Origin of the sequence: Paenibacillus intestini (assembly GCF_030803945.1) — a bacterium.
Lineage (GTDB): Bacteria > Bacillota > Bacilli > Paenibacillales > Paenibacillaceae > Paenibacillus > Paenibacillus polysaccharolyticus.
Map to the genome: position 1 here is coordinate 447,197 of NZ_JAURUN010000002.1, position 17,453 is coordinate 464,649.

General features: G+C 45.6%; 12 protein-coding genes and 1 pseudogene. 2 read left to right on the top strand and 11 right to left on the bottom strand.

Annotation, left to right across the window (positions count from 1 at the left end; translation table 11 throughout):
• Nucleotides 1–104: 104 nt before the first annotated feature.
• The 11 genes and pseudogenes from J2T16_RS07230 to rpiA form a co-directional block, all read right to left on the bottom strand.
• Nucleotides 105–3,272: an MMPL family transporter gene (locus J2T16_RS07230; protein WP_336122357.1), complete on the bottom strand. Its 3,168-nt coding sequence runs from the start codon at nt 3,270–3,272 to the stop codon at nt 105–107.
• The gene (locus tag J2T16_RS07235; protein ID WP_499018034.1) at nt 3,272–3,727 is read right to left on the bottom strand and encodes a MarR family winged helix-turn-helix transcriptional regulator; all 456 of its coding nucleotides are present in this window, start codon (nt 3,725–3,727) and stop codon (nt 3,272–3,274) included. Before J2T16_RS07235 ends, J2T16_RS07230 begins: the two co-directional genes overlap by 1 nt.
• A gap of 210 nt (nt 3,728–3,937) precedes the next feature.
• A complete protein-coding gene (locus J2T16_RS07240) occupies nt 3,938–4,372 on the bottom strand; it encodes a GNAT family N-acetyltransferase (RefSeq protein ID WP_464680771.1) in 435 nt (144 codons plus the stop codon).
• A 26-nt stretch (nt 4,373–4,398) separates the two neighbouring features.
• A complete protein-coding gene (locus tag J2T16_RS07245) occupies nt 4,399–5,112 on the bottom strand; it encodes a class I SAM-dependent methyltransferase (protein WP_499018035.1) in 714 nt (237 codons plus the stop codon).
• Between the two features lie 43 nt (nt 5,113–5,155).
• Nucleotides 5,156–5,404, bottom strand: a complete 249-nt coding sequence (locus J2T16_RS07250) for a hypothetical protein (protein WP_336122355.1) — start codon at nt 5,402–5,404, stop codon at nt 5,156–5,158.
• A gap of 112 nt (nt 5,405–5,516) precedes the next feature.
• A complete protein-coding gene (locus J2T16_RS07255; protein ID WP_499018037.1) occupies nt 5,517–6,461 on the bottom strand; it encodes an alpha/beta hydrolase in 945 nt (314 codons plus the stop codon).
• Nucleotides 6,462–6,544: 83 nt separating this feature from the next.
• Nucleotides 6,545–8,308, bottom strand: coding sequence for an ATP-binding protein (locus J2T16_RS07260; RefSeq protein ID WP_499018038.1), 1,764 nt, complete (start codon nt 8,306–8,308; stop codon nt 6,545–6,547).
• Between the two features lie 15 nt (nt 8,309–8,323).
• Entirely contained in the window at nt 8,324–9,412 is a 1,089-nt protein-coding gene (locus tag J2T16_RS07265; RefSeq protein ID WP_154983924.1) for a cobalamin B12-binding domain-containing protein, read from the bottom strand.
• 213 nt (nt 9,413–9,625) lie between these two features.
• Nucleotides 9,626–10,087, bottom strand: coding sequence for a MarR family winged helix-turn-helix transcriptional regulator (locus tag J2T16_RS07270; RefSeq protein WP_123064387.1), 462 nt, complete (start codon nt 10,085–10,087; stop codon nt 9,626–9,628).
• A 15-nt stretch (nt 10,088–10,102) separates the two neighbouring features.
• Nucleotides 10,103–10,695: pseudogene (locus tag J2T16_RS07275) on the bottom strand (GNAT family N-acetyltransferase).
• A 34-nt stretch (nt 10,696–10,729) separates the two neighbouring features.
• Nucleotides 10,730–11,401, bottom strand: coding sequence for a ribose-5-phosphate isomerase RpiA (gene rpiA / locus J2T16_RS07280; protein WP_499018040.1), 672 nt, complete (start codon nt 11,399–11,401; stop codon nt 10,730–10,732).
• 510 nt (nt 11,402–11,911) lie between these two features.
• On the opposite strand from rpiA, the gene J2T16_RS07285 reads away from it, so the two are divergent.
• Both J2T16_RS07285 and J2T16_RS07290 read left to right on the top strand, forming a co-directional pair.
• On the top strand, nt 11,912–13,657 hold the full coding sequence (locus tag J2T16_RS07285) for a methyl-accepting chemotaxis protein (protein ID WP_090923961.1): 1,746 nt from the start codon (nt 11,912–11,914) through the stop codon (nt 13,655–13,657).
• A gap of 43 nt (nt 13,658–13,700) precedes the next feature.
• The gene (locus J2T16_RS07290; protein ID WP_336122352.1) at nt 13,701–17,405 is read left to right on the top strand and encodes a non-ribosomal peptide synthetase family protein; all 3,705 of its coding nucleotides are present in this window, start codon (nt 13,701–13,703) and stop codon (nt 17,403–17,405) included.
• Nucleotides 17,406–17,453: the final 48 nt, after the last annotated feature.

Sequence of the window (17,453 nt, forward strand, 5' to 3'; positions counted from 1 at the left end):
AACACCAATCTTTGTGTCCATGATGAGTATTATAAAAAAAGAAAGCCCCGCCGCATCATGCGGCAGAGCCTTCCTTCCATATGAAATATCAACATCAATGATGATCACATACCAACGGTATGATTCGATTCGGAAGATTCCGACTGTTCCTTGTTACGGAACGGCCACCAATTCGCCCGCCCGAACATCTTCACCATTACAGGTACGAATAATGGCAGGAATAAAAGAGAATACAGAATCAGACCACTAAGCACAACGGTAGCGATTTGCATCATCGAGAGTACCCCAGACGGGTACATCGCCGCGAAAGTTCCACTTAGAATGACCGCCGCGGACAAGATGACGGTTCCCATGTTTTTCATCGCGTATAACATTGCATCCTGTACTCTCATTCCTTTGTTTTCGTTAAATCGATCCATAAGGAAAATGCTGTAATCAACGCCAAGCGCAATCAGCATAACGAATCCAAAAAATGGCGTAACCCAACTGATTCCGGCATAACCCATGATATTCACAAAGACCACTTCCGTAAGTGCCATCGATGTGAAGTACGCAAGCAGAAGTGAAATAATGAGATAAATCGGCATGATGACGGAACGAAGCAGGATTACCAAGATGATAAATGTTCCTGCGAGCATCAGCATAACGGTACGTGTGTAGTCTTTGTTCGAGATCGACTGCAAATCGGCAAACGTGCTGGTTACACCGCCTACGGCAACATCGGCTTTTTCAAGCGCACTGCCCTGAATTGCACGATGCACTGCCGCTTCGATATCCGGCACACGGTCAATCGCTTCTGTACCATACGGATTCTCTGCAAAAATAACATCCAGTGTCATCGTCTTGCGATCCTTGGACAGATACGTATCGAATACCTTTTTGAAGTCCTTGTTATTCAAGGCTTCTTCAGGAACGTACCAGCCTGCGAGATCGGAATCCGGTGAATTTTGCAGTTGTGTCAGATAATCCTGAGCGGAATCGAGACCGCCCGACACCTTCTTGATTCCATCAACACTTTGATTCAAGCCATCTGTCAATTGTGTTAATTGACCACTGAGATCCGAGAAGCCCTTCTGGATCTTCTCCTGCCCTCCCTGAAGCTGACCCAGACCATTCTGGATAGAAGGGATTTCTTTGATCACCTTACCTTGACCATCAGCAGCCTGTTTCAATCCTGTTTCCAGTTGACCAATACCTGTTACAATCTGACCCAGACCATCGGCCAAAGCCTTCTGTCCGGACGCTGCGGAAGCAAAACCTTCATTCGCTTGATTGATTCCAGCCGCCGCTGCACTCAGATTCGTCTGAATTTGGGAAAGTCCTTGCGCAAGCTGCGCAGTGCCTGAACCGGTTTGACCAATCGTGCCTTTGATGCGTTGATAGTCAGCATCTTGCTGCAACTCAGGGAAACGCTCTTCCAGAGCAGAGAAAGATGCTGTAAGACTCGTCAAAGCTGTTGAAACACCTGTCAATTGCTGCTCCAGTTCCTTCGTTCCATTCCCCAGCGCAGCAACACCTGCTCCTGCCTGACGGTAGGCTTGCAACAACTGATCATTCGCTTTGGCTAGCTGGTCTGCACTGGTTTTGGCTTGTTGAAGTCCGGCTTTGAGATCCCCTGCACCAGACGATCCGTCCCGAATCCCTTTTTCAATGCGCTTTAGTCCGTCGCTAAGCTGCGTAATACCGGATTGCAGCTGGCTTGTTCCCTTGGTTAGCTGACCTGCTCCGTTTGCTGCCTCTTTAAGCTGTGGTTCATTTTTGCTCAATTCATTACTAGCTTTGCTAAGACCATCGCTGATTTTATCCAGACCTGTCTTGCCCTCGCCCAGACCATCCGATAGTGTACCTACCTGTTTGGTTACTTCAAAATCTTTGATCTCATCCCCCGTTGGACGTGTCATACTACGAACACCCGCAACACCGGGAACCTTCTCTACTTCGCGGCTGATCTTCTCTGCCACAGCCATATATTTGGCATTATCCATCGTTTCGTCATTCTGAATGACGATCTGACCCGGCAGGGATTCTCCTGGCCCGAAGCTATCTGAAATAATATTAAAAGCTTTGACCGAATCGTATTTGTCACCAATCTCATCCAGACTGTTGAATGATAATTTCCCGTCATATGTCAACAAAAGAGGCACCGTAACTGCGGCAACAATCAGCAGAGCTGCCCACGGACGTTTAAGTGAGAATTTGCCCGCAGCCCCATAGATTTTGCTCTCGGCATGTTCAAGTGATCCTTTGGATGGCCAGAATAACTTTCTGCCCAGCACAGCCATAAAGAATGGCACAATCGTCACGAGTGCCAGCATCATCACGGCAATCCCTACAGCGACAGCGACCGCAGAACGGTACAACATAAACTGGGCGAAACCGATGGCCACGAATCCAACCAGCACTGCCAGAGCAGAGAAAAATACTGTTTTACCTGCGGTGCGATATGTAGCTATAATGGCATCCCATGTGTTCTCATGGTGCGCAAGTTCTTCCTTGAACCGGCTGATCAATAGAATGCAGTAGTCTGTACCGATCCCGAACATGACTGCAACCATAAAGATCTGTGTGAACGTAGAGAGCGGGAAGTTAACCCCATCGACCAGGAACGCAACAATCTGCTGGGATACGATGTAACTGATGCCCACCGTCAGCAGCGGTACGAATGGTGCCACGAACGAGCGGAACACGAGGAACAGAATAAGCAAAATAAAGACAACCGTAATGTATTCCGATTTTTTGAGTCCTTCCTGAGAACTCTCAATCGTATCTTCATCAATTAACCCTTTACCTGTAATATAATGCTCGACATTCACTGATTCCAGCGCATCATTCAGATCGTTCCGCATTTCCTTTACCGTGCGGTCACCCATCTCAATGGAGAGTGAAGTCAGAATGGTTTTACCGTCCTTCGAGATCATTTTGTCTGACAGTTCCGGCTGTGAGAATGGTTCCAGAACAGACAGAATGCCGAGTTTTTGTTTATCGGCCTCAAGCAGTTTAACCGCCTTTTCCGCCTCTTGTTTACCTGTTGTGCCAAGACCATCTGGATTATAAAACACCAGTGCAATAGAAGTTCCTTTTTGTTCTCCATTTTGGGCTGCGGCTTCATTCAAAATTGCCGCTGCGTTTGTGGAAGAGTACCCCTCCGGCACGGAAAACTGTCCTTTTTCACGAATTAATTCGCTCATGTTTGGCGCGGTAAACATCAATACAGCTGCGGCGACAATCCACAGCCCCATGATCCACCAGCGTCCTTTTAATATCGCTCTCATTACTTCTCCAGCCCTTCTTCTTGTGTTAGTAACGCTGCAAGCTTCTCAAAAGATTCAATAAAGTTCTGGACCGCTTCTGGTGTAAAATGTTTCAAGTAAGGTTCAAGAACCTTCTGAATCTCCAGCTCAGTCTCCTTGTAAATCTGAAGACCGGCCTCGGTCAGAGTCAGATAGATAACACGACGATCACGTTCATCTCCTGCACGATGCACCAGATTCCGGTCAGCCAGCTTGGTTACCAGAGCCGTAATGCTGCTCTTGCCCACACATAGGAGCTCCGCAAGATCCGACGGGGTGCAGGCAGGCTTTTCATGTATGAGGCGCAGTGCACAAAACTGATCCGTTGTGACCGTTTGCCCTACCTTTTCACGTATCTGGGTATCAAACCGTTTGGTAACCAGGAAAGACGCATCCAGATAACGATTCACCAAACTTTTGGCATCTGGAATGTTCATATATTTTTCTCCTTTCAAAACTAGTTCATTTAACGAACTATTCATCAATAAAACAATTTTATAATGAAACTATGTTGTGAAGCAATACTTTTTTCCTACTCCTTAAACAAAAAAACAGGACATCTGGCTCAGCACTTTTGCCAAGCCAAATATCCTATCTGATTTAATCGTATATGATTATACGCAAAACGTTTTAAAGCACATCCCTTGTTAAGCTTCCTGCTCATCGTCCTCTTTCTCAAGCACACAGCGGAATCTCTCCACGCCTGGATACAGTTCACCGAGACTATAAACGACAAATCCTGTGTTTCGGTAAAACTCCACCGCTTCCTGATCTGTCTCTGCGATCAAAGTATCCGGATTGTACTCTGCAAGAAGCTGTGAAATCATGCCCCGCCCATAATTTTTGAAACGGTTCTCGGGCAGAACTGCAATATGGCGAATGGTAATTTCGCTCGCTCCCGTATGTTCATAGCCAATTAGACCAACCAGCTGTTCTTCATCCTCATATCCCGTCAGAAACAGGTTACTTTGTGTCACATATTGCTGTACCGTTTCATTAACCTGATCCGGGTCTGGGAATACAGCATAAGAGAGCAGCTCCTGTACCTCCGGCTCCTGCAGTCGTGGCTTCAAATTTTTCAACAAAACAATTCCTCCAATATAAGTACTTAGTCTTTCTGCACAGCAAACCGAAGCAACTCGCAACGAAACTCTGTCGGTTTATCATATTTCTCTTCTTGGATCGTCTGGATTACATGCTCCTGAAACAGAATATTCCAGCCCTCGTAGGCTTGTTCCAGTAAAGCCATGACTTCGGATGTCGGCAGGTTCAATTCAATCAATGGCTCAATCTGACGGCCTGTCTGGATTTCTTTTTCCTCCACACTGGTACTCATCGTAATACAATGGATACCTCCGAGCCGGGTTCCCTCTTTTAATCGTTCCACTGTTTCAAGAAAAGCCTCTTTGCTAGATGTGTGTTCGAGACAGGAACAGGCCGCAATAAAGTCAAAAGCTTTCGGTTGAATCCGGTAATGCTCAACATCTGCTTTTTCGGCCTGAACGATGTGATCCACCTCATACTGTTTCGCATACTTGCGAAGTCCGTCTACCGCTTCATCCAACAGATCCACGCCAATAACCTCGCTGTTTGTATCTGCCAGACGTTGTGCAATCGGAATCGTATGTCTGCCCACACCACATCCCAGGTCAAGTACACGTAATTCCTGTTTATGAACAAGCAAACGTTCCAACATCTCCATCACCATAGGCATGGGTCTGGACATCCATGTTCCGTCTTCAAACAATTCATTGTTTTTATAAAAGTTAGAATGATATCCCGCTTCGGCTTGACGAGCAGCCTCAAATTGTTCTTCCCGCATTCAGTTACCTCCTGCAATGGGATTTAGACCTTTACAGTAACGTTCACCTAAAAACGAAGAAAAGAATCATATAAATTACTATCATAATTAAACTGGCCGTGACAAGTATTTTCCCCGCATCCCGTTTACTGGCATAGTCATTAAACAACAGTATTCCACCAATGGTCATTGCAATGGGCGCAAAAAATATCGTCATGATCACGAGCAGCACCATAGAATAACGATCCAATGTCGATTCTTCATACTCCGACATATATGGCTGATCTGGCTTGGCCGTTTTGGTCGTTACCATATTGCCGCACGACTTACATTTGAATTCATCTTCTCTCATAGGTTGATGACAATACGAGCATTCTCTTGAAAAACGTGGCATATCTATCTTCCTCCATCAGTGAACCGTTATCTCAAAGTGGCATATGTTTCTGCAAAAAAGCTCCCAGCAACGCTTTATATTTCTCGCGATCAACCTGAAAGGCCGTTCCGTGACCTGCACGAGGAATCGTCAGCAGTTCCTTCTCTGCCTTACAGGCTTCGTACAAGCGATATACCATTTCCGTTGGCACAAACGTGTCCGCCTCACCATGGATGAACAGGACCGGTACGTTAACTTTGGCGAGTTGTTTCAGTGCAGATGCTTCTTTAAATGAGTATCCGGCCTTCCATCTTGTAATCAAGCTGGTCACCGGAATGAATGGAAAAGGCGGTAGCTTGTACAACTGTTTCAATTGGAATGTCAGTTCTTCCTCAACCGATGTATAGGCACAGTCCGATACGATAGCTCTGACCTGATCAGGCAGCTCTTCCCCGCCTGTCATCAGCACAGTCGCACCTCCCATCGATATGCCATGCAGAACAATATCTGTATTTAGTCCTACATGTCCCAGCACCCATCCGATCCACTGAACATAATCTTTCCGATCTAGCCAGCCAAATCCGATGACCTCTCCTTCACTCTGACCATGTCCGCGATCATCCGGCATTAATACGTGATAACCCAGGGTTTCAGCGTAAAATCGGGCGAAGCCCGCCATTTCTCTGCCTTTCCCCGAGTAGCCATGAGCCAGAATAACTGTCTTTGCAGACTTGTTCTTGGAAGGAAGCCAGATGCCAGAGAGTCTCAATCCATCTTGAGACTGGATGGTCACGGTCTTGGTATCCTGAGCATCAAGCCATTGTAAATCAGCAACAGAACTGATCAGTTCATCTTCCACTTCCGTTTTAAGATTCGGATTATCCGCCAAAAATGTTTTCGGCGTACGCCGAATCGCTGTCTTGAAGAAATAAAGTCCTCCAACCCACAGCAGAGCTATTATGATGATGATGAGAGCCGCCAGCCCGTAAAATATCATGTAAAAAATCCTCCATTTCAGTCTATGAGTTAAAGCGACTCCATATTTAAATCAATTATAATGCCGTCATAACCTAGCATGCTTCAACTTTTATTAGCCTGCTGCAGCGCTCCGCAAGCGGCCTGGTACGCGGGAAGTAGCTTATCAAGCAGTGGTTCTGCTTGATGGGTTAGTTCCTGTTTCGCGTATTTCTCAATCTGGCTGAACAACGTTGAGAGATAACTAATTCCGAGGCTTAGACTTCCTGATTTCAAGTCATGGGCAGTCTCGGCCGCCGCCTTATGATCGGCTGAAACAACATGTCTGCGCAAATCCTCAATTTTACCTGGCGTTTCCGCCCGGTACATCTCCAGCAACATACTGAGCAACGTTTGGCTACCATCCGTATTTAATTCAGCAATCTCACGGACAACGTCCATATTCAGAATCTGTACAGGTTTCGATGCCGAGTGCCACTTCCGAATCGTCGTATCGAGCACCTCTAACGTAAATGGCTTACCGATAAAGTCATTCATTCCAGCCTCATAACACTTGTCCTTCTCACTTTGCATTACATTGCCTGTCATTGCAATAATCGGCGTCGCTGGACGCATCTCATCCTGCTCTATTGCACGGATCTGGCGTGTTGCTTCAATCCCGTCCATAACGGGCATCATACTATCCATCAAAATCAGACTGTATGTTTTATCACGAAACGCATTTACAGCCTCTTCCCCACTGGATACACATTCGAGTTCAGTAAAACCCAGCTTTTTGAGTTGCAGTTGAACAAGCTGACGGTTAATAACATTATCATCAGCCAGTAGAATGGGCAAGGTGCGAGCATCTTGCTCAGGTGCATCCTTAGAGCTGTTCTTCGTTGCATCACCAACATCGTTTTTGGCATCATTTGTAAGATCCGAAGTTTCGTCAGCTACCGTTAACTTGGCACTCTCTTTGCTTTCCACCAAGTGTAGCCCAAGTTCAAGCTCAAACCAGAAAGTGGAACCTTCCCCTTCCTTACTCCTGATTCCGATCTCTCCGTTCATTAATTGAACAAGTGACTTGCAGATCGATAAACCAAGACCTGTACCCTCATACTCTTTCGAACGTCCCTGCTCTGTCTGCATATAGGGTTCGAACAAACTTATCTGATCTTCTTCTGAAATACCAATTCCCGTATCATGCACCTCGAAGCGTACAAGCTGAGTGCGTACCTGCTGCCTTACAAGCTTAACTTCCACCTTAACATATCCATCGGTAGTGAATTTGTTTGCGTTCTGAATCAGGTTAATCAATATTTGTGTAATTCGGGTGGAATCTCCTTCAAGCACGGCGGCGACTTCTGGGTCACAATCCATGATCATGCGATTTCTTTTCTTATCAATCTGGGGCTTAAGCAGACGCAAGATGTAATCCATAATCTCTTGGAGCTTTACCTCTCCTTGTTCAAGACGCAATTGACCTGCTTCAAGCTTGGAAAAATCCAGAAGATCCTGAATTAATTTGAGCAAAAGCTTGGCTGCCTCCTGGATAACAATTACTGAATCCTTCTGCTCCTCCGATAAAGGCGATAACGTTAACAACTCAGCCATCCCCAGTATTCCGTTTAACGGGGTCCGAAAGTCGTGGCTGATGACCGCCATAAAAGCACTTTTGGATTCGTCAGATGCTACAGCCTTCTGACGTGCTGACTCAAGACCCGCATTGTTCTTGGAAAGTTGCCGCTGAAGCGTCACAAGCTCATTATTCATATCAGAAAATGCTGAAAGAGTGCGTTCCTCTTGCTCCTTGCTTCGAATCAGTTGGTCAGATAACTGCTCAATCGTTTTACGCAGTCTCTGTATCTCTTCATTGTCACTCGGCATCCCTTCATCCCTTTCCTATTCACTTGCCGTACTTACATTGTCAAGCGACACCGGATGATTAAGCAGACGCTCAGCAATAGCAACAGCCTCTTCTGCTCCAGGTGCATAACCATCAGCACCGACTGTTCGCCATAATTCTTTGTCTATATTAAACGGATAACCGCCAACCATCACTTTGACATGAGCCGTTTCTGCATGGTTGCGAATACGTTCAATCAACTCTTTAGCCAGATGAAGATGATAAGTCATCGTCACCGAAATCGCTATTACATCACTCTCATGTCGCTTGATTGCTTCCACAATGCTTCCATTTGGAACATTGGCTCCAAGATAATACGTATCCCAGCCTTCCATTTCGAATACATCTGTAAGCATGCGTAACCCAATCTCGTGCTGTTCACTCCCCACACAGGCTGCAACCAGTTTTTTCCCCTTATTCGGTCCAATCAGCCATCTGGAGTACAAACGAGAAATAAATGATTGTGTTGCTGCTGTGCAAAAGTGTTCCTGACCAACACTAATCTGTCCCCGTTGCCACAACCGACCGATCTCGTATTGAACAGGCTGAAAAATGTAGCGATACATATCGCGGATCGTTGCACCATCATTCAGTTCTGACTCTACAATTTCGAAAGCTTCCTTGCGTTTATTATCTAGCAAATGTTGCAAATACGTCTTTGCTTCGAGCCCGTAGGGCATGGATGCATGAATAAAGCTGGCCTGGGTATCCATATGCTTCATTACATCGATCCCCATCTCCAGATATTCCAATAGAAACTCACGGTGAGGTTGTTCGATTTCTTCATTTAACGCCTCTTTAATCAACTGAAGATTCATTTCCAGATCTTCCGCAGATACCTGATAGCCGGCAAGCAGAACTTTTAACCACGATATATAGTGAGTGAACAAACCGGGACTTTTCACAAGCACACTTTCTGCCAGATAGCTCAGACTGTACTGTGAGTCCTGCTTGGTTCTTATTTTTCCAATTGGACCGAAACGTTCCATTAAGTCGGGCTGCAACCGATACTGCATTTCGGTTATTTTCTCAGCCAAGATTTCTGCATCTTGAAGTAAACGTTCTCCGGCCTCCCGATGACTCATCGACGCATTCCTCCTTTGCCCTGCATCCTGTGCCGCATAAATCTATATCATGTATATCATTCCGTTTAGGAAACTCTACTAATCTAGTATACATGAAGAGTTCTATATCATTTCGATGATATAAAACAATCTTCCTATATTATGTAGCTATACGCAAGCCATATAGCCAGTATCCGAGGTATGTTGAAGACACAAAAAAAAAACGGATCCACGTTATATACGCAGGTCCGTTTTGCCTTCTGCAGCAAGCCCTAGTTTCTTCAGTAGGCGTATCGCCTCAACTTTTTCGGATGGTTCAAGCCCCTCCAGAATGTCAATAATGACTTGATGATGCTGTGGAAATATTTGCGTGAATAACTGTTTCCCTTCTTCCGTCAATTCCGCATATATAACCCGGCGATCCTCCTTGGAGGGACGCCGAAAAAGCAAATTCTTGTTTTGTAACTTGTCAACAACATACGTAATATTGCCACTAGACATTAATACTTTTTCACCGATCTTTTGCAAAGCCTGTGGTCCTTTATGATATAACAAGTCAAGTACTCCGAATTCTGTGGAATTGAGTCCATGGCTTTGGATGTCCCGATTGGAACGTGATGTCACTGAATTGTATGCGCGAATAAGAACCACAAACAATTGCAATGACAACTCCCGGTTATCCTCCGTTTTCAGCATTTCTATAATCCTCCATCAGTTATATACATTTCCGTCCGTTTCACCGGTTAACTTCTGCTCCCACTCCTCGCGGAGCATGCCCATCCGAATGGAATCATAATACTCTCCAAGAACGAGCCGGCATTTCCGCATCCGCCCCTCGATTTGCAGTCCGATTTTTGTTGCAGCCTGCATCATTCGCTCATTACCAGACCACGTAGTCAGTCCAACCCTCACGATGGGCAGATTTTCAAATAAATGACCTGACCACATATAAAGTGAAAGTGTACCGATCCCCCTCCCCCATCGAGAAGGTTTGTAGATGATAATTCCCATCTCAAGCCACATCGATAACGGATCTTCAAACTGATCAGCCCAACGATTTCTCCGTCTGCCTCAATGATTCGAAGGGATGCTGGCCGCCCTGCTTTTTGATCTGCTTCCAACCGTGCAAGTGTATGCTGCACAAAACGCTCGTATGGCTCATGCTCCAGCGGATAATAAGGTGCATCCCACTTTTTCCATTCGGGATTGTCATCCTTATAAATCAGCTCATATAGTTCAGTAAGGTCATCTTGCTCCACGATTCGAAGAACAAGCTCATCATCTCTAAGGGGAAATTCTCTCATTCTAGATCATGACACCAACTTTCCGTCAAATTCGTTACGGACGGTGAAGTTCGTCGATACTGCCGTCTTCTTTGGCAATGATCACAACGTCCGCCATCTTCACAAATAGTCCATTATCCACGACACCTGGTAACATATTCAGTTGTACGTTAAGTTCGGAAGCATCGGCAATGGCCCCCAGATGGCAGTCTGCAATCAGATTTCCGTTATCCGTAAGGTATTGTTTTTGCCCATCCATCCGCCACTCCGGCTGACATCCTATGTTCTCAAGCGCCTGAAAAGTCCATTCCGATGCAAAGGGTACAACCTCTACCGGTAAAGGGAATTTCCCCAGTTTTTGAACAGCCTTGCTACCGTCAGCAACAATGATCAGCTTATCGCTATTTGCTGCCACTATTTTTTCACGCAATAGAGCTCCGCCACCGCCTTTGATCAGGTTAAAATCTGGATCCACTTCATCCGCCCCATCAATCGTCAGATCTAGTCGTCCAATCTGGTCAAAAGGAATAATCGGAATACCCCATTCTCGTGCCAGCTTGTCTGAAGCCTCTGAGGTAGCTACTGCCTGAATGTTCAGACCTTCCCGAACCCGCTCCCCAATTCGACATATCGCATAATATGCGGTTGAGCCTGTGCCCAAACCAACTTTCATTCCATCTTCAACGAACGCTGCCGCATGTTCTGCTGCAATCTGCTTCAGATTCATTATTTAACCCCCGCCTGCTCATTAATTTGTATAAACCATTATGTAGTTATTATAGATAAAACCTCATCCGATGTATATCCAAGCTTCCTGAACAGATTAAGATCGACTTTCTGATGATAAATGGTGTAATTTTTCCCGCTATGTTATAGAATACAGAATGAAACTAAAAAATGGCAATTTTTAAAAATAAACAGTACTAATTACCTATAAAAAGAAAGATATGTCCATAAATACGTAAAATATTAAAAAAGTTTTAACAAAACTATTCAAATTAACGACATTTTACACGACATAATAGATATAGATGTGTTTTAATAATTAGACACACTGGTTTCAAAAGGTACATAAGTCTTGCATAGTGACTAAGAAAACCAAGACCATTGTCGCACTTTCCCTTTAGAAGGAGATGACAGAATGAAGTAACTTTTTGCTCCAAAAGCGCATCTTACAGATTTTTAATTTACAGAAGATCAGGAGTGGAGTTTAGTGAAATCATTGAGTTGGAAAAACATGTCGTTTTTCTCTAAAAACCTATTGCTCTCATTTACCAACATCATCATTATTGGCGTGGCTCTGATTGCAAGCAGTTATTACTTCCAAAGAACGATTCTGGTTGATCAACTGCATGGACAAGTAGCGCAGATTACGAAAAAGTGGGCTCAAGATATCAATGCGGCAGATGTACAAACTGCAATTACAGAGCGCAGCTACGAAGGTACTGCTCAGACGAAACTAAGAGCTTATTTCGACGAAATGCAAAAATATTATCCTAACATTGCACAAGCCTATATCTTCGGTGTGGAGCTTGGCGGCGACAACAAACGGTTAACTTCCCTTGTTGCGATGCCAACAAACCTGAGAGAGGCTTTTCAGAGCGACAATGTAAATATTGGCGATATGTACGAACAACCTGTCGTTGTAGCCAATGCTCTGAAAGAGATGCTAAATACCGATCGTCCAACGTTCACCACCTTTTATTCCGATGACTTCGGAACCTGGACGACCATTGCTTATCCGATCAAAGACAGCAACGGCAAAATTTTCGCATACTTCGCTGTGGATGCGGATGCCAGCGCAGTTCCAAAAGGTCTGAATTCCTTGTTATTAAATGGAGTTATTATTCTGGTAGCGTTCTTGCTTCTGTTCCTCATTATTCAATATCTTGTCGTGAAAAATACCCTCTCTCCGATTCGTCATCTGATCAAAGGCATCGATGAAGTCAGCAGAGGTAATCTGGATGTCAACATCCCGACAGGAAAAGACGATCTGGGACTTGTAAACGAAAAATTCAATGTCATGGTACGCCGTATCAACGACACGATCGTTAAAGTGCAAATGACCTCCCAGGAAGTAAACCAGTCTGCGAAGGAACTCTATGAAGTCTCTGAGCGCAACAGTGAAAATGCAGACTCCATTAACAATAACGTTACTCATATTAGTACAAACATCCGTTCACAAGAACAGGCTACCCGTGATAGTGCACGCGCAATGTCCGAGATGGCTACCGTAATCCAGACCATTGCGAGTAGTTCCGCAAGTGTTGCGGACGAAGCCTATGAGATGGAGCGTCGTTCACAACAAGGTAATACTGTAGTTCGTCAGGTATCCGAGCAAATGAACCTGATTACGCAATCTGTGAAAAATACAGCTTCAGCGATCGAAGTGCTGGAGAGCCGTTCACAGGAAATCGGTGATATTCTGAACATAATCTCGGGGATCTCAAGCCAAACTAATTTGCTTGCTCTTAATGCATCCATTGAGGCGGCTCGTGTAGGTGAAGAAGGAAGAGGTTTTGCGGTAGTTGCTGGCGAAGTACGTAAGCTCGCCGAACAGTCCGAACAGGCAACCAGTCAGGTTGGCGTATTGATTCAAGAGATTCAGGCCGGTATTAAACAAGCTGTACAAGCCATGGAACAAGGTACTTCTGAAGTAGATACAGGTCTCTCCGTAGCGGATCAAACCGGTCAATTATTTGATGAAATCCTAGAAGCAGCGAAAAAGGTATCCCACCAAATCCAGGAAGTTTCAAGTGCAACCCAGGAAATCTCAGCAGGCACAGAAGAGATGACCGCAACAGCGGATGACTTGTCTGCAAGTGTAAGCAAGACAGCTGATAGCAGTGAAAAGATCTCTGTATCTGTAGACGAGCAAAAGGCTTCTCTGATTACGTTGGTAGACTCCTCTACTCGACTCAACGATATGTCTGAAGAACTACAGGAATTGATTTCTCATTTCAATGTAAGTAAACAGCAATAAAAAAATAACTAACACTCGGTTTCAACCAAGGAGGATACCTGAAGTGATTGAAAACCAATCTTTCTCCCACTCCGTGGAATCTGGCTTGCCTGTTCTTCAGATTCCATTGGATTATGGACGTCGCCAGCAAACATTCTCTTATGAGTCTACTCATATTACATTGAAAGCGTCATTGAGTCGTGAACTTAATCAGAAGTTTGGGGAACAGATGGTGTACCCTGCATTCCTTTCAGCTTATGCAGCCTTGTTATTCCGATTGTCTGCTGAAGAGGAGCTCGCGATTGGAGTACTTGCTCCGGATCAGGCAGCTTCTTATCTTTCATTAGAGCTTCAGGGCAAGACAACTTTCAGTGAATTATTCGAACAAATTACACGGCAACTTCAGATTCCTTATATACAACAAACCGGAGGATATCCTGAGACACTGTTTATGCTAAACAGTGTCCAGTTGCCTCAGGCACCTCAGGTGATGAATTGGAACGTTCGTTATGATCAGAACGAGATGATTCTCGATCTGTTTTATGACCGTTCGTTGTTACAAGAATCAACGATATTGCGATATGCGGAGTATTTTCAAACATTACTTCTCGCTCTCTTGCGTGATGATCACAAAGCAATCGGTGCAGTAGACATCCTGACTGCTTCAGACCGATTGCTCTATCGGGAAATGAATGACACCGCGGTACTTGAGCCAGCGCATCCGACCATCCATGGCTGGTTTGAAGCCGTTGCTGCGGCATACCCGAATTCTCCGGCGATTACCTCACTTTCAGCGAGTTATAAGTACCGGGAATTAAATGAACGCGCGAATCAGGTTGCTCGCGTGTTAATATCCAACGGATTAAAGCAAGGTGAATTTGTAAGTATTTTTATGGATCGCAGCCTGGATACGATTATCTCGTTGCTCGGTGTTCTTAAAGCAGGCGGTGCCTACGTGCCGATTGATCCCGAACATCCGCAAGAACGGAACAGTTACATTGTCGAAGATACGGCTTCTCCGTTTGTACTGACAACAGAAGCCTCGTTCGATCAAGCTAAAGCATTGTTTTCCGGCATTTCTACGGTACGTCACATTCTTTCCGTGGACGGACGACTTGCAGGATTTGCTGCCAGCAATCCGAACCTGGATATCAAACCTGATGATCTCGCTTACGTCATCTATACTTCAGGCTCTACTGGCAGACCGAAAGGCGCACTGATCGCTCACCGGGGTGTCACCAATCTGGGCAGTGTTGTACAGCGTGACTGCGACATTCAACCTGGCGATGTGTTAACGCAGTTTGCCACATACAGCTTCGATGCATCCGTATGGGATACGATCGGTGCTCTGTTCTATGGAGCCGAGCTTTATCTGTTATCGGCGGAAGAACGAGTATCTATTGAAGAGTTTGCAAGTGCAATCCAAAGAACAGGGACGACCATTATTACGATATTGCCAACGATTTTCTTTAATCAACTGGCCTCTTATCTGTCAGATGAAGGCTTTCATAAACTGGAAAAAGTCCGTATCATCACCGTAGCTGGGGAAGCTCTCTACGGGGAGCAGGTTCGGGCTTTCCAACGCAAATTTGGCAATCAGATTGACATCGTTAATGTATATGGGCCAACAGAATGCACCGTGGCCACCACGACACACCGGATTAGTGAACAGGTCCCGGGACACGTTGTTAATATTCCGATTGGCAGACCTATTCATAATTACAAAGTATACATTGTCAACGAAGAGCACCAGTTATGCCCTGTAGGCGTACCAGGCGAAGTGTATATCGCAACTCCTGCACTTGCCAAAGGGTACTTGAACCTGCCAGAACGCACAGAGCAATCCTTTATTGATAATCCGTTTGCGATTGGTGAGAAAATCTACAAGTCCGGGGATATTGCCAAAATGCTGGATACCGGATTACTGGAATATGTGGGACGCAGTGACTCTCAGCTGAAAATTCGGGGTCACCGAATCGAAATCGGTGAAATCGAAGATCATCTGGCCAGACTGGAACAGATCCAGGATGTTGCCGTTATTGCAAAGAAGGAAGCGGACGGCCAAAACATGCTCGTGGGTTACTTTACGTCCAAAGATGGAAGCACCCTTTCCGTAACGGATATCAAAGCAACACTTTCAGAGAAACTTCCATCGTACTTCGTACCGAAATGGATTTGCCAGCTGGATGAGATGCCTATTGCCCCAACAGGGAAAATCAACCGCAAGGCCATGGTGTCCATGCCACATGCTGAACGTCATACCGATCAGCCAGACCGCGTGATGCCTGAGACAGAAACGGAATCTATACTCTTCCATGCTTGGAAGGAGATTTTACAACACGAAGAATTTGGTGTCGAAGACAGTTTCTTCAGTATTGGTGGCGACTCCCTGCGAGTCATCCACGTACTGGTTCTTCTGAAACCACATTATCCGCAGCTGAAAATCGCTGATTTCTTTGCGGAAAAAACAATTCGTGCTCTTGCTCGCCGAGCCATACTTTTAACGGAGCAACGTGAACCAGCGAAACGGACAACCACTGCAAATGGCATCATCACGCAGCTTTCCGAACATCCGGTGGAACTGTCTCCACAGCTTGGATATCCGAACATTCTTCAGCCTGAGCATGTGCTATTGACGGGTGCGACCGGTTATCTGGGCTCACATGTACTGCAACAGTTAATTGTGACGTCTTCGGCACGGATCTACGCGCTTGTTCGTCGCCCAGGCGATGGCACGACAGCAATGGCACGTTTAAGCAAAGTGATGCAGGGTTATTTCGGCAAACAACTTGCTGACCAGCTTGAAGATCGTGTTGTGATCGTTGAGGGGAATTTGGAGGAAAAGAACCTGGGTCTTGCCGCTGAGCAACAATCGTTGCTTGAGTCAAGGATTGACCGTATCATTCACTGCGCGGCTGATGTTCGTCATTTCGGGGAGGCGGCGCAGTTCGCTAAAACCAATGTCGAAGGCACAGTTGCTCTGTTAGACCTGATACGTAACAAAAAAGGGGCTTCGTTCCATCACATATCAACGATGGGCATACCCGAAGATCTGGCCCTCAGTGGACAATGGGAATCTACATTGCAATATGACCGTTTCCCGGAAGAATTACATGTGGACAATGTTTACTCCGACAGTAAGCTCGAAGCGGAGAAAGTACTCATGACTGCCGCAGAAGAAGGCGTGCCAGTCAGTATCTACCGTGCAGGCAACCTGACATGTGATTCTCGTACGGGTCGTTTTCAGACCAATATCGATAGCAATGCGATCTACCGCATGATCAAGGCCATGTTATTGCTGGGCAAAGCCCCTGCCGCGGACTGGCTGATGGACTTTACCCCGATCAATTATGCCAGCGAAGCAATCGTACATCTGGCCTTACGTCAGGATACGGCTGGACGTGTGTTCCACATCTGTAATCCGGAGCCGATCCGGTATGATGCCTTAGTAGAAGCCGTGAAGCGTGCAGGTTACGATGTCGAAACGATGCCGTTTGAAGACTATCAACACTGGCTGTTTGATACAACCATTGCCAAAGAGCCAGAAGCTCTTCAACTTGCGATCGCTCAGTTGGAAGGTGACGGAGCGAAGGATTCAGCATATGCGTATGCATCACCGGTAACAACGGCTTATGTCGAACCAGCAGGAATCTTCTGCGCCAAGACCGATGAGCGATTCATTCATACCATGCTGGGCTATGCGGTTCAGATCGGTTATTTCCCCGCAGCGATCCGTCCGAATTACGGTACAACAACGGTTGCAGATTAAACGATATGTCGGATAACGATATCAATAGAAATTAATAAAGCAAAAGCC

Coding starts and splice junctions, on each gene's coding strand:
- J2T16_RS07230 (WP_336122357.1), bottom strand. CDS start 3,272: ATGAGAGCGATATTAAAAGGACGCTGGTGGATCATGGGGCTGTGGATT.
- J2T16_RS07235 (WP_499018034.1), bottom strand. CDS start 3,727: ATGAACATTCCAGATGCCAAAAGTTTGGTGAATCGTTATCTGGATGCG.
- J2T16_RS07245 (WP_499018035.1), bottom strand. CDS start 5,112: ATGCGGGAAGAACAATTTGAGGCTGCTCGTCAAGCCGAAGCGGGATAT.
- J2T16_RS07250 (WP_336122355.1), bottom strand. CDS start 5,404: ATGGTAACGACCAAAACGGCCAAGCCAGATCAGCCATATATGTCGGAG.
- J2T16_RS07255 (WP_499018037.1), bottom strand. CDS start 6,461: ATGATATTTTACGGGCTGGCGGCTCTCATCATCATCATAATAGCTCTG.
- J2T16_RS07260 (WP_499018038.1), bottom strand. CDS start 8,308: ATGCCGAGTGACAATGAAGAGATACAGAGACTGCGTAAAACGATTGAG.
- J2T16_RS07265 (WP_154983924.1), bottom strand. CDS start 9,412: ATGAGTCATCGGGAGGCCGGAGAACGTTTACTTCAAGATGCAGAAATC.
- J2T16_RS07270 (WP_123064387.1), bottom strand. CDS start 10,087: ATGCTGAAAACGGAGGATAACCGGGAGTTGTCATTGCAATTGTTTGTG.
- rpiA (WP_499018040.1), bottom strand. CDS start 11,401: ATGAATCTGAAGCAGATTGCAGCAGAACATGCGGCAGCGTTCGTTGAA.
- J2T16_RS07285 (WP_090923961.1), top strand. CDS start 11,912: ATGTCGTTTTTCTCTAAAAACCTATTGCTCTCATTTACCAACATCATC.